This window comes from Methylobacterium sp. CM6257 (assembly GCF_054611515.1).
Genome location: NZ_CM137735.1, coordinates 2319857 through 2332334, shown reverse-complemented (window position 1 = coordinate 2332334; position 12478 = coordinate 2319857). Strand labels below are relative to the sequence as shown.

At 70.9% G+C, this 12478-nt stretch carries 11 protein-coding genes; 7 read left to right on the top strand and 4 right to left on the bottom strand.

What is annotated here, in order from left to right; all coding sequences use genetic code 11:
* Positions 1-117: 117 nt before the first annotated feature.
* Together ACYCO6_RS11510 and gshB are read left to right on the top strand one after the other, a co-directional pair.
* Positions 118-411: a hypothetical protein gene (locus tag ACYCO6_RS11510; protein WP_459771900.1), complete on the top strand. Its 294-nt coding sequence runs from the start codon at positions 118-120 to the stop codon at positions 409-411.
* 46 nt (positions 412-457) lie between these two features.
* The gene (gene gshB, locus ACYCO6_RS11505) at positions 458-1414 is read left to right on the top strand and encodes a glutathione synthase (RefSeq protein WP_459771899.1); all 957 of its coding nucleotides are present in this window, start codon (positions 458-460) and stop codon (positions 1412-1414) included.
* Between the two features lie 9 nt (positions 1415-1423).
* On the opposite strand, the gene ACYCO6_RS11500 is transcribed toward gshB, so the two are convergent.
* Positions 1424-2959: a cation:proton antiporter gene (locus tag ACYCO6_RS11500; RefSeq protein ID WP_459771898.1), complete on the bottom strand. Its 1536-nt coding sequence runs from the start codon at positions 2957-2959 to the stop codon at positions 1424-1426.
* A 182-nt stretch (positions 2960-3141) separates the two neighbouring features.
* Between ACYCO6_RS11500 and ACYCO6_RS11495 the strand changes: the two genes are divergently transcribed.
* Positions 3142-4740: a gamma-glutamyltransferase family protein gene (locus tag ACYCO6_RS11495; RefSeq protein ID WP_459771897.1), complete on the top strand. Its 1599-nt coding sequence runs from the start codon at positions 3142-3144 to the stop codon at positions 4738-4740.
* 182 nt (positions 4741-4922) lie between these two features.
* Here ACYCO6_RS11495 and ACYCO6_RS11490 read toward each other — a convergent pair whose 3' ends face one another.
* The 3 genes from ACYCO6_RS11490 to ACYCO6_RS11480 form a co-directional block, all read right to left on the bottom strand.
* Positions 4923-5780 carry a class I SAM-dependent methyltransferase gene (locus ACYCO6_RS11490; protein WP_459771896.1) on the bottom strand — a complete coding sequence of 286 codons (858 nt, stop codon included), beginning with the start codon at positions 5778-5780 and terminating at the stop codon, positions 4923-4925.
* A gap of 14 nt (positions 5781-5794) precedes the next feature.
* A complete protein-coding gene (locus tag ACYCO6_RS11485) occupies positions 5795-6304 on the bottom strand; it encodes an OsmC family protein (protein ID WP_459773532.1) in 510 nt (169 codons plus the stop codon).
* 116 nt (positions 6305-6420) lie between these two features.
* Positions 6421-7545 carry an aminotransferase class I/II-fold pyridoxal phosphate-dependent enzyme gene (locus ACYCO6_RS11480; RefSeq protein ID WP_459771895.1) on the bottom strand — a complete coding sequence of 375 codons (1125 nt, stop codon included), beginning with the start codon at positions 7543-7545 and terminating at the stop codon, positions 6421-6423.
* Positions 7546-7635: 90 nt separating this feature from the next.
* On the opposite strand from ACYCO6_RS11480, the gene ACYCO6_RS11475 reads away from it, so the two are divergent.
* The 4 genes from ACYCO6_RS11475 (at position 7636) to ACYCO6_RS11460 (ending at position 12456) form a co-directional block, all read left to right on the top strand.
* The gene (locus ACYCO6_RS11475) at positions 7636-8901 is read left to right on the top strand and encodes an adenosylmethionine--8-amino-7-oxononanoate transaminase (protein ID WP_459771894.1); all 1266 of its coding nucleotides are present in this window, start codon (positions 7636-7638) and stop codon (positions 8899-8901) included.
* A gap of 133 nt (positions 8902-9034) precedes the next feature.
* Positions 9035-9424 (top strand): response regulator, encoded by a 390-nt coding sequence (locus ACYCO6_RS11470; RefSeq protein ID WP_459771893.1) that lies wholly within the window; start codon positions 9035-9037, stop codon positions 9422-9424.
* A gap of 85 nt (positions 9425-9509) precedes the next feature.
* On the top strand, positions 9510-10130 hold the full coding sequence (locus ACYCO6_RS11465; protein WP_459771892.1) for a MarR family winged helix-turn-helix transcriptional regulator: 621 nt from the start codon (positions 9510-9512) through the stop codon (positions 10128-10130).
* A gap of 190 nt (positions 10131-10320) precedes the next feature.
* On the top strand, positions 10321-12456 hold the full coding sequence (locus ACYCO6_RS11460; protein ID WP_459773530.1) for a TonB-dependent receptor: 2136 nt from the start codon (positions 10321-10323) through the stop codon (positions 12454-12456).
* Positions 12457-12478: the final 22 nt, after the last annotated feature.

Below are 12478 nucleotides of genomic sequence, written 5' to 3'. Positions count from 1 at the left end.
ACCCTCGCGGACCCGCGACGCTTGCCTACCGCCCAGCGCGACCGATATGCCGGGCGCGGGTGGAGGGGGGACCGCCACACGGTTCTCCGCCCGATCGAGATTTGAGGACACCGCTGAATGCGACTGGTTCCGGAACGATCCCTGCGCGTCTCCCGCCGCCGCGGGCTGGCTACGGCGGCCCTGGCGCTGTTCGCGCTCACCGCCGGTCCTGCCTATGCCCAACGCGAGGATCAGGGCCTGCAGCTCGGCTGCGCGAACGACTATTTCCGCCTCTGCGCCGGCGTCGATCCGAACAGCCAGGACGCGGATCGGTGCATGATGCGCAACCGCAAGCGCCTCTCGCCCGAATGCCGCTCGGCGATCGGCGACTACGACAAGCGCACCGGCAGCAAGTCGCTGTCCGACGATTGAGCCGGCGTCCCGTCGAGAGTCACGCCGCTGGCGAGGGGCATTTCAGATGGGCCTGACCGTCGCGGTTCAGATGGACCCGATCCAGACGATCCGGATCGCGGGTGACACCACCTTTGCCCTGCTGCTGGAAGCCCAGCGGCGGGGGCACTCCCTCGTGTACTACACGCCCGACCGGCTCTCGATGCAGGGCCGGCGCGTGACGGCCCGCGTCGAGCGGCTGACCGTGCAGGATGTCGAGGGTGCGCATTTCACGCTGACGCCGCCGGAGCGCATCGACCTTGCCGAGACGGACGTGGTGCTGATGCGCCAGGATCCGCCCTTCGACATGGCCTACATCACGGCCACCCACATGCTGGAGCGGATCCACCCGCAGACGCTCGTGGTGAACGACCCCTTCGAGGTGCGCAACGCCCCCGAGAAGCTGTTCGTCCTCGACTTCCCCGAACTGATGCCGCCGACCCTGATCAGCCGCGACAAGGCGGAGATCGAGGCTTTCCGGCTGGAACACGGCACGGTGGCGATGAAGCCGCTGCACGGGCACGGGGGCGCAGCCGTCTTCAAGGTGACCGAGAAGGATCCGAATTTCGGCTCGATGTTCGACCTGTTCGCCACGACCTTCCGCGAGGCCTGGGTGGTCCAGCGCTACCTCGATCGGGTCACCGAGGGCGACAAGCGCATCATCCTGGTCGATGGCGTAGCGATGGGCGCGGTGAACCGCGTTCCGGCGGCCAACGACATTCGCTCGAACATGGTCCGCGGGGGGGCTGCCGCCGCCTCGGAGCTCACCGAGCGCGAACGCGAGATCTGCGCGACGATCGGCCCCGAGCTTGCGCGGCGCGGCCTGATCCTGGTCGGGATCGACGTCATCGACGGGCACCTGACCGAGATCAACGTCACCTCCCCGACGGGCATCCGGGCGATCAAGCGGCTGGGCGGCCCCGACCTGGCGGTGGCGGTCTGGGACGCGATCGAGGCGCGGGTCGCGGCACGAAAAAGCGTCTGAACCCCGCGCTCAGGTCTCGGCCTTCGGCGTGGCGCTGAGTTCGGCCCAGTCGAACTCCTCCTCCAGCAGGTAGTAGGCATCGTCGCCGATCCGGCCGCGTCGCCGCAGGGTCAGCACCGCGTCGCGTGCGGCCTCGACCGCCTTGCGGCGGGCGGCGTCCGCCGGCAGGCTTTCCGGGGCGCGGCCTTCGTCGTGCTCCTCGGCTTCGGCGAGCGCCGCGCGGAACTCGGCGCGCAGCGCATCCGTGGCCGGTTCATCCTCCGCATCCGTCAGGCTCTCGAGGGCGGCCTTGTAGGCTGCGGCCCGGGCGCGGCCGGTCTCGCGTCCGACCGGGTCGTCGTCCTCCAGCTTGAGGTAGGCGAGCAGCGGCCGCAGGGTCAGGCCCTGGACGATCAGCGTCCCGAGCACGGTGAAGAAGGCGGTGAAGACCACGAGATCCCGGTGCGGGAAGTCGGCCGGCAGCGCCAGGGCGGCCGCCACCGTCACGATGCCGCGCATCCCCGCCCAGGACAGGGCGAGCCCCGGACCAAGCCGTGCCGGCGCACCCGCCTGCCGGAGGCCGAGCCCGCGCATGCCGGTGGTCGGCAGGACCCAGGCGAGGCGGGTCACCACCACGGTGGCGAAGGTGGCGGCAGCCAGAAGCAGGGCCTGCCACGCATCCGCGCCGGTGAGCCGATCCCGGATCGGATCGATCTGGATGCCGATCAGCACGAAGGCCAGCACGTTGAGCACGAACACCGCCGTGGCCCAGACCGCGTAGGAGATCACCCGGGCGCGCGGCGCCGTGACGCCCGGCGCCCGGCGGGCCACGGTGACCGCGAAGGTCACGATGGTCAGGACCCCCGACATCTCCAGCCGCTCTGCGGCGAGCCAGATCGCGAAGGCGACGACGAACTGCATCACGATCGCGCTCGCCGGATCCGTCACGCGCCGGCTCAGGGCGACGAAGAGGAGGCCCAGGCAAGGACCTGCCAGCAGGCTCGCTACCACGCCCAGCAGGAAGGCCGGCACCACCTCGGCCGGGTGGAAGCCGCCGGCCAGCGCGGCCCCGACCGCCAGCCGGTAGATCAGCAGCGAGGCCGCGTCGTTGAGCAGGCTCTCGCCGCGCAGGATGGTGGCGAGCCGGTGCGGCATCGGCGCGTGCTTCAGGACAGCCAGGGCCGCCACCGCGTCGGGCGGCGCGACCACGGCGCCGAGCACGATGCAGGCCGACAGCGGCATGTCGGGCACCACGAGGCGCGCCACGACGGCGACGGCGAGCGTCGTCACCGCCACCGCGCCGACCGCGAGCCCCAGCACCGCGCGCCAGTTCGCCTTCAGATCCCGGACCGAGGCATCGAAGCCGGCATCGAGCAGGACGGGCGCCAGGAACAGCGCGAGCGCGAGTTCGGGATCGAGCCGCAGATTGGGCACGCCGGGCACGAAGGCGAGGCCGACGCCTCCCAGGGCCAGGAAGGCCGGATACGGTGCCCCCAGCCGTCGTGCCATCCCGGCCAACAGGACCGCGCCGAACAGCACGCCCACGACCCACTCGAAAATTAACATGGTCTTGAAAGAGCCGGGGCGCCGGGACCGTTCCCGTCCCGACCCGGCGGCATGTCCGCCCCTCACGGCTCGACGGACCGGAGCGGCGTGAGGCTTCGGGAGTCGTCGCCCGGCATGCCTCTGGCCTTTGCAGCGACCGCGCGCTCGCTTAACCCAGCGGTTGGAATACCACAGGATCCGCTATGCCCGAGACCCCCGTCTTCGCCGACAGCGCCGTCGCGGCGCCCCACCACCTCGCCGCGCAGGCGGGCCAGACCGTGCTGGCCCAGGGTGGCAACGCCATCGAGGCGATGGTGGCGATGGCCGCCTCCATCGCGGTGGTCTATCCGCACATGAACGGCATCGGCGGCGACGGGTTCTGGCTGGTGCGTGAGCGCGGCGGCCGCGTGCGCGGCATCGAGGCCTGCGGCCCGGCCGGGCGCCTCGCCACGATCCAGCGCTATCGCGAGAAGGGCTACGACACGATTCCGTCGCGCGGTCCGGACGCGATGGTGACGGTGGCCGGCGCCGTCGGCGGCTGGCGCCTCGCCCTGGAGCTGTCCCGGGCGCTGGGCGGCCGTCTTCCCCTGGAGACGTTGCTCGCAGACGCCATCAGGCAGGCACGGGACGGGGTTCCGGTCTCGGCCTCGGAGGCGCGCTACGTGCCTCAGGAACTCGACACGCTCCACGACGCCCCGAATTTCTCGACGACCTTCCTGAAGGACGGCAAGCCCTATCCGGCCGGTGAGACCCGGGCCCTGCCCCGGCTCGCCGCGACCCTGGAGCAGCTGGCCCATGCGGGACTGGGCGACTTTTACCGCGGCGATGTCGGCCGAGAGATCTCTGCCGATCTGGAGCGCCTCGGCGCGCCGGTGACCCGGGCGGATCTCGAAGCCTACGCGGCGGCCGAGCGGGCGCCCCTGTCGATTCGACGGCGCGACGCCACGCTCTACAACTTCCCGCCCCCGACCCAGGGGCTCGCCGCCCTCCTGATCCTCGGTATCTTCGACCGGCTGAACGTGACCGAGCCGGAGAGCACGGCCCAGTATCACGGGCTGATCGAGGCCACGAAGCGGGCCTTCGCGATCCGCGACCGGGTGGTGACCGATTTCGGCCGGCTGCGGCACGACCCCGCGGCTTTCCTGACGCCGGAGCGTCTCGCCCGTGAGGCGGCCCTCGTCGACATGGCCCGCGCCGCCCGCGTGCCCCTGCCCGATCCGGGCCACGGCGACACCGTCTGGATGGGGGCGATCGACCGGGACGGGCTGGCCGTCTCCTACATCCAATCGGTCTACTGGGAATACGGCTCCGGCACGGTGCTGCCGGCGACCGGCATCTGCTGGCAGAACCGGGGCATGTCCTTCTCCCTCGACCCGAAGGCCGTGAATCCCCTGGAGCCGGGCCGGCGCCCGTTCCACACCCTGATCCCGGCGCTCGCGGCCTTCGACGACGGCCGGGTGATGAGCTACGGCAGCATGGGCGGCGACGGGCAGCCGCAATTCCAGGCCCAGATTTTCACGCGCTACGCCGATTACGGGATGTCGGTGGCCGACGCCGTCGATGCGCCACGCCTTCTCTACGGCCGGACCTGGGGAGCGCCCTCCCTCAGCGTCAAGGTGGAGGACCGGTTCGATCCGGGCTGCATCGCGGCGCTCCGCCGCCTCGGCCACGAGATCGAGGAACTCGGCGGCCCTTATATCGACTCCCTCGGCCATGCCGGCATGCTGGTCCGCAATCCCCACAACGGCCGGATCGAGGCCATGCACGATCCGCGCTCGGACGGTGGCGCACGGGGACTCTGAGGGAGGGCAACGGAGCCGCTGCGCGGCCGATTTTTATGCTGGGTCCTGGACAGGGTCCGCTTCGCCGCACCGGTCCGGGAAAGGGTTGGGTTTGCACCGGACCTCTTTCCCGGGCGCCTCAAGCGCCAGCGGAATGCGATCCGGGGCCTTGCAAAAGGATCGACGCGCAGCGGCTCGAACTCTTACCCCGCCTGAACGAGCCAGCAGGCGGCACGCAGGCCTACTGTCCCGTCATGGGCGTGGCGGCGCAGCGCCTCAATCGCCGCCGCCTCGGCACGGGCGCGGAAGACAGGTTCGGCCTCGCGGACGAGGTGCGAGGTCGGGCCCAGATTGAGCGCCACATGCGCGGCGGCCTCGGCGGCTTCCGCGTCGTTCCCGCCGCGACCGAGGACGACGTCCCGGTCTACGGCATCACAGGTCACCGTCCCGAAACCGGCGCCGCGCAGGAGTGCGCTCAGCGCGTCCGCGTCGGCGAAGCGGAACGGGCCGGGCGTGTCCGGCTGCGGGGGCGGCGGGGCCTCCGGCAGGAGCGGCAGCACGGCGTCGCGTGGCACGCTCACCCACAGGTTCTCGGGCAGCGTGCGCCAGCACAGAAAGGTCAGGCGACCTCCCGGTGTGAGCATCCGCCGGACATTGCCGAAGGCGCGGGCCGAATCCGCGAAGAACATGACACCGAAGCGCGACAGCGCCTGCCCGAAGCGCCCGAGCTCCGCGCATTCCACATCCGCCTCGACGAATTGGATCGGGGCGGACCCGTTTGCCTCCGCGGCGATGCGGCTGCGGGCCACCGCCAGCAGCGGGGCCGAAATGTCGGCTCCGGTGACGGAGCCGCCCGTCCCGACCCGGCGCGCGACTTCGAGCGTCGTCGCGCCGGATCCGCAGCCGATGTCGAGCACCGCGTCCCCGGCGCTCAGGGACACCCGTGCGAACAGGGCCTCGGTCAGCGGGGCAAACACCGCGTCGAGAACCGCCTGGTTGCGGGCCCAGCGCGCGCCGACCTCACCGTTCCAGTACTCGGCCTGGGTGATGCCGCCGGCCATGGTCGCCTCCTCGATCAGGCGGTGGTGACAGCCGCCGACAGCGCGGGCTTGTTGTTCAGGGTCTGGAACACGACGCAGTAGCGCTCCGTGAGCTTCATGAGCTGGGCGAGCTTCTCCTCCGACGCGTCGGTATCGAGCTGGAAGAACAGGCGGATATCGCGGAAGCCCACCGGCGCCTCCTTGTCGACCCCAAGGGTGCCGCGGAAGTCGAGGTCGCCCTCGGCGCTCACCGTCCCGGAGCGCAGCGGGATCTCCAGCGCGGTCGCCACGGCCTTCAGGGTCACGCCCGCGCAGGCGACCAGCGCCTCCAGCAGCATGTCGCCCGAGCACAGCTCCGCCCCCGAGCCCCCGGTCGCCGGGTGGAGGCCGGCCTCCGCGATGGCGCGGCCGGTCTCGACCTTGCAGGCGATCTTGGTGTCGTCGAGCGTGCCCTTGGCCTTCAGGGTGATCACCGCGGCATCCGGCGCGGTGCGGTACTTGTCCTTGATCGGAGCCTGCAGAGCTCGCAGGGCTGTGGCGTCCATGGCGTCGTCCTCTCGATCCCGGTCCGCGCCCGCTTTCTCGGCGACGGGCATTCCGGAGCGCCTGCGCTCCGTCGGGGCTCCGGTATAGGTGCGGGCGCAGCCGACGGGAAGCGCCGTCAGGCCCGCCCGGTGAGCGCCGCCACCGCCTCGGCCAAGGCCTCGACCTGAGATTCGTCGTGGGCGGCCGAGAACGCCACCCGCAGCCGCGCCGTCCCGGCCGGCACCGTCGGCGGGCGGATCGCCACCACAAGGAAGCCGGCGTCTTCCAGCGCCGCCGAGATGTCGAGTGCCGCCTGCGCCTCGCCGACCAGCACCGGCACCACGGCGCTCTCGGCCTCGGGAAGCCCCAGGCGCGCCGTGAAGCGCCGGGCGAGGTCCAGCGGCCGGGCGCGCCGCTCGGGCTCCGATTCCAGGATTCCCAGCGCCTCCAGGGCCGCTGCGGCCGAGGCCGGGGGCAGACCGGTGGTGTAGACGAAGCTCCGGGCGCGGCTCGTCAGCAGGTCGATCACCGGGCGCGCGGCACAGAGATAGCCGCCATACGAGCCCAGCGCCTTCGACAGCGTGCCCATCTCCAGCGGCGCCCGAGGCCCGTCCTCGACGACGCCGATCCCGTGCGCGTCGTCCACCAGAGTCCAGGCGTCGAACGCGTCCGCGATACCCAGGATGTCGCCGAGCGGCGCCCGGTCGCCGTCCATGCTGAACACCCGCTCGGTGAGCACCAGGGCGCGGGTGTGCCCCGACCGATGCTCGGCGAGCTTATCCGCGAGGTCGACGGGATCGTTGTGGCGGAACGTCAGCACCCGCGCGCCGGACAGCCGCGCCCCGGCCCACATGCAGGCATGGGACAGCTCGTCCAGCAGGACGAGATCGCCGCGCCCCGCCAGCGCCGGGGTGATCCCGAGATTGGCGAGGTAGCCGCTGCCGAAGACCAGGGCCGCCTCGGTGCCCTTGTGCCGCGCGAGCCTGTCCTCCAGCGCGCCGAGAACCGGGTGGTCGCCGGTCACGAGCCGCGATCCCCCCGCCCCCGCCCCGTAGGTGGCCGCCGCCGCCTGCGCGGCCGCGATCACGCGCGGATGGTGCGACAGGCCGAGATAATCGTTGCAGGAGAACGAGACGAGCGGTCGGCCCCGCCGCGTGGCCGCGGCGCCGGACCCGCGCTCGGTGGGCGTCAGACGCCGACGCAGACTGCCGGCTTCCAGGGCGTCGAGTTTTCCGCGCGCGAAGGCGTTGAGGCTGTCCATCAGGCCGGGATGGGAGCCGCCGCGGCGGCAAAGTCAAGCGGCGGCCGCCGAACCCTTGACCCTCGTCCGGGAGACCACCATGCCGGAGGCATGATCTCCGACACGTCCGCGCGTCACCTCTGGCGGCCCTACACCCAGATGCGCCTCGCCGCGCAGCCGCTGGAAGCGGTGGCCACCCACGGGACGCGGATCGTACTGGCCGACGGGCGCGAACTGGTGGACGGGATCGCTTCCTGGTGGACGGCGGTCCACGGCTACAATCACCCGCACATAGCCCGAGCGGTGGCCGACCAGCTGGAGCGCATGCCCCACGTGATGTTCGGCGGCCTGACCCATGCACCGGCCGAGCGGCTGGCGGCGCGCCTCGCCGCCCTCCTGCCGGGCGACCTCGACCACGTCTTCCTCAGCGATTCGGGCTCGGTCGCCGTGGAGGTCGCGCTCAAGATGGCCGCACAGATGTGGCTCAACCGCGGGGTGAGCGGCCGCACGAAGGTCCTCGCTTTCCGGTTCGGCTATCACGGCGACACGATGGGGGCGATGTCGGTCTGCGATCCCGAGGAGGGCATGCACCGCCGCTTCGGTGCCTACCTGCCCACCCAGGTCTTCTGCGATTTGCCGCGCAGCCGGGCCGAGACCGAGGCTCTCGACGCGGCGCTCGCAACCCATCGCGACACGTTGGCCGCCGTGATCGTCGAGCCCCTGGTCCAAGGCGCGGGGGGCATGCGGACGCATCCGCCCGAGGTGCTCGCCACCGTGGCGCGCCTCGCCCGGCGCCACGGCCTGCCGCTGATCGCCGATGAGATCTTCACCGGCTTCGGCCGCACCGGCAGCCTGTTCGCCTGCGAGCAGGCGGAAATCGTGCCCGACATCCTGTGCCTGTCGAAGGCGCTCACCGGCGGGACGATGGCGCTCGCCGCCACCGTCGCCCGCGCGGAAGTGTTCGAGGCGTTCTGGTCCGACGATCCGGCGGCCGCGCTCATGCACGGCCCGACCTTCATGGCCAATCCCCTGGCCTGCGCAGCCGCCAATGCCAGCCTCGACCTGTTCGAGACCGAGCCGCGCCTCGCTGAGGCCCGCGCCATCGAGCGCCGGCTCGCGGACGGTCTGGAACCCCTGCGGAACGTGCCCGGCGTGGCCGATGTCCGGGTCCTCGGCGCCGTCGGAGCGGTGCAGTTCGCCCGAGCGCCCGATCTCGCCGTGCTGAAGGCGAAGCTGCTCGCGCGCGGGGTCTGGGTCAGGCCGTTCGGCGATATCGTCTATCTCACACCCGCGCTCCCCATCGCCGCGGCGGACCTCGACCGCCTGATCGGCGCAGTCGCAGCGGTCGTGACCGAACAGGGAGCCGCGAAGGCGTGACGTGATTTGTTCCACGATCCCGTGATCTGCCGCCGGGCTTGCCTGCAACCCGAGACGATTTCTGCCGTTGGGCTCACGGCTAGAGACGCGTGCGGCGGCCCTCGCGGCCGGACGCTGCCGGAGGGAGTACACAGTGGCGAGCGAGCAGACGGGTTCGGGCGGCGATCGGCCGGTAATCCTCCTCGTCGAGGACGAGGCGCTGACGATCATGGACCTCGGTGACGTGCTGGAGGAAGGCGGCTACGATACCGTGCAGTGCGCCTCCGCCGAGCGGGCGCTCAGCATTCTTCAGGCGCGCCCGGATATCTGCGGGCTCGTCACGGACGTCCAGCTCTCAGGCAAGACGGACGGGTTCGATCTCGCCAGCTCCGTGGCCGAGGCGCGCCCGCAGCTGCCGATCCTGATCGTATCGGGGCGGGCAGCGCCGGACCCGGCCCGCATGCCCGAACACGCCGACTTCATCGCCCGGCCCTGCACGGGCGAGGACATCCTGGACCGACTCAAGCGCCTGATGCACTGCTGACCGGCCGGCCTCGTCCGGCCCCGTCATCGCAACGTCACCGGTCGGCGCCACAGGGATGTCGGCGGCCGTGTGATGGGGGTGGACGGTGCAGATTCAGGACAGTCCGGCGGCCGCCGGCACAAATTCGGGCGCTCCGGTGGGCGACAAGCACAAACGCGATCGCGTGGACGAGGTTGCGGCGGCGCCGGGGCTGCCCTCCAAGAAGATGCGGCCGCCCGGTATCCGCAGCGTGGGATGGGCGCTGGTGCAGGCGGCGCGTCTGCACCGGGCGCGCACCGGTGACCGCTTGGCCAAGCTTGGCCTGTTCGCCGGTCAGGAGCAGGTGGTGCAGGCGCTGGCCACGGCCGGCACCATGACCATGGGCGACCTGGCTGCCCTCCTGCGTGTGCGTCCGCCGACAGCCTCGAAGACCGTGACGCGGCTCGCGGCTCTCGGCATCGTGGAGCGGCGAGCCGAGTCGGGCGACGGGCGCGTGGTGCGTGTGCAGCTGACCGAGGCCGGCCTCGCGAAGGCCGAGGCCATCGAGCGCATCCAGGAAGAGGTCGAGGGCGAACTGCTCGACCATCTCGACAAGACCGACCGGCGCCGCCTGCGCAAGCTGCTGCGCAAGGCCGCCCGCGGTCTGGCAGAGGCGGCCGGTGCGTCCGGCCAGATCACCGACGCCGAGATCGAAGCCGAGGACGAAGCCGAGATCCTGCCGACCTGACTGGCTGCCTGATCCTGCGCACATGCTGAGCGTCGTCGCGGGCCTCGTGGGCCGGGCACCCCCTGATCGCACGCGCCTGTTGCAATGATGTAACGTTTCGCCTCCGACCGACACGCCCGAGCAGTTCGCGCTTGCGTCAGCCCGCCATCGCAGATCAGTGAAACGTTATAACAGTCTGCGAGTCGCGATGATGACGGTGCGCCACTCGGCCTTGCTGGCCGGCACGATCCTGAGTTCGGCCGTCTCTGCGAGCCTCCTGGCCGTGTCGCCGGCTGGAGCCCAGCAGGCAGTGTCTCTCGACGAGATCAGCGTCACCAGTCCGAGTCCGATCCAGCCGAGCCGTCCCGCAGCCGACACCGCGGTCCCGACCGGCATCCTGCCGGTGGTCACCAACACGTTCTCGCCCATGACGGTTGTCACGCAGGAGCAGATCGCCCGCGACCAGCCCCGGACCCTGGGGGACGCCCTGTTCGACCGGCCCGGCATCTCGGCCACCACCTACGCGCCGGGCGCGGCCTCGCGGCCGATCATTCGCGGCCTCGACAATGCCCGGGTGCGCATTCAGGAGAACGGCATCGTCAACGGCGGGGTGTCGGACCTCGGGGAGGACCACGCGGTCCCGGTGAACCCGCTGGTCGCCGACCGGATCGAGGTGATCCGGGGGCCCGCGACCCTGCGCTACGGCTCCGGCGCCATCGGCGGCGTGGTCTCGGCCGACAACAACCGGGTGCCGACCTTCATCCCGGCGAACGGCGTGCAGGGACAGGTGACCAGCGGATTCTCCGGCGTGGACAATGGCCGGCTCGGCGCCGCCACGGTGGATGCCGGCGGCGACGGCATCGCGGTCCACGCCGACGGCTTCAGGACCGCCAACGACAGCTACGCCATCCCCGGCGGGATCCAGCGCAACTTCTATAACGAGTCGCAGGGCGGTGCCGTCGGCATCTCGGCGATCGGCGACCGCGGCTTCGTGGGCCTCTCCTTCAGCCATTACGACGCGGTCTACGCGATCCCCGGCGGAGTGGCCGAGCAGGATCGGACCCGGCTGACCCCCAATCAGGATCGGGTCCTGTCGCGGGGCGAGTACCGCCCGCTGGACGGTCCCTTCGAGGTGATCCGCTACTGGGCCGGCTACTCGGTCTACCGCCACAACGAAGTCGGCTTCGGCGAGGACGGGATCGAGGGCATCCAGGCGATCTTCAAGAACCGCGAGGCCGAGGGTCGCCTGGAATTCCAGCAGGTCCCGGTGTTCACCGCGTTCGGCAAGCTCACCGGCGCTTTGGGTATCCAGTCCGACCGGCGCGTGATCAACACGCAGCTCGAATCGTTCCTGCCCAAGACCGAGTCCCGCGCCAACGCGGTCTACCTGTTCGAGGAACTCGAGCTTCGTCCCGGCACGCGGCTCCAGGCGGCCGGGCGCTACGAGGTCGACCGTCTGTCGAGCACGGCGGCCCAGTTCCCGGCCGACTACGTGCCGGTCGATGGCCAGGAACCGGTCCAGTACGCGCTGACCCGGCGCTTCGTCCCGAAGAGCGCCAGCATCGGTGCCCTGCAGGACCTGCCCTACGGCTTCGTGGCGAGCCTCACCGGGTCCTATGTCGAGCGCGGGCCCACCGGCTACGAGCTGTTCTCGCAGGGGCCGCACGACGCCACCGCGACCTTCGAGATCGGCAATCCGGACCTCAAGAAGGAGCGCGCCCGCACGGTGGAGGTCAGCATCCGGCGGGCCGAGGGGCCGCTGCGTCTGGACGCCACAGGCTACTACACGCGCTACACGGGCTTCATCTACCGCAACTACACGGGGCTGACCTGCGACGATGACTTCGCCTCCTGCGGCACCGGCACCGACAACCGGCAGGTCGTCTACCAGCAGCAGAACGCCACCTTCTACGGTACCGAGATCATCGGCCAGTACGACCTCGTCCCGGTGGGTAATGGCTTTGCCGGAATCGAAGGCCAGTTCGATTTCGTCCGCGCCAAGTTCGACGACGGCACCAACGTGCCGCGCATCCCACCCTACCGGCTCGGCGGCGGCATCTATCTGAGGGCGGATGGCTGGTTCGCCCGGATGAACCTGCTCCACGCCTTCAGCCACGAAGCGACTGCGGTCTTCGAGACGCCGACCCCCGGCTACGAAGACCTGCGCGCCGAGGTGAGCTACACCAAGGCGATCGATCCGGCGATGTACGGGGCGAGCGAGATCACCCTCGGCCTCCAGGGCCGCAACCTGCTCAATGCCGACATCCGCAACTCGACCTCGTTCAAGAAGGACGAGATCCTGCTGCCCGGGCGGAACGTGCGGCTGTTCCTGACGGCGCGGTTCTGAGCGTCGATTTCCATCACGCTCC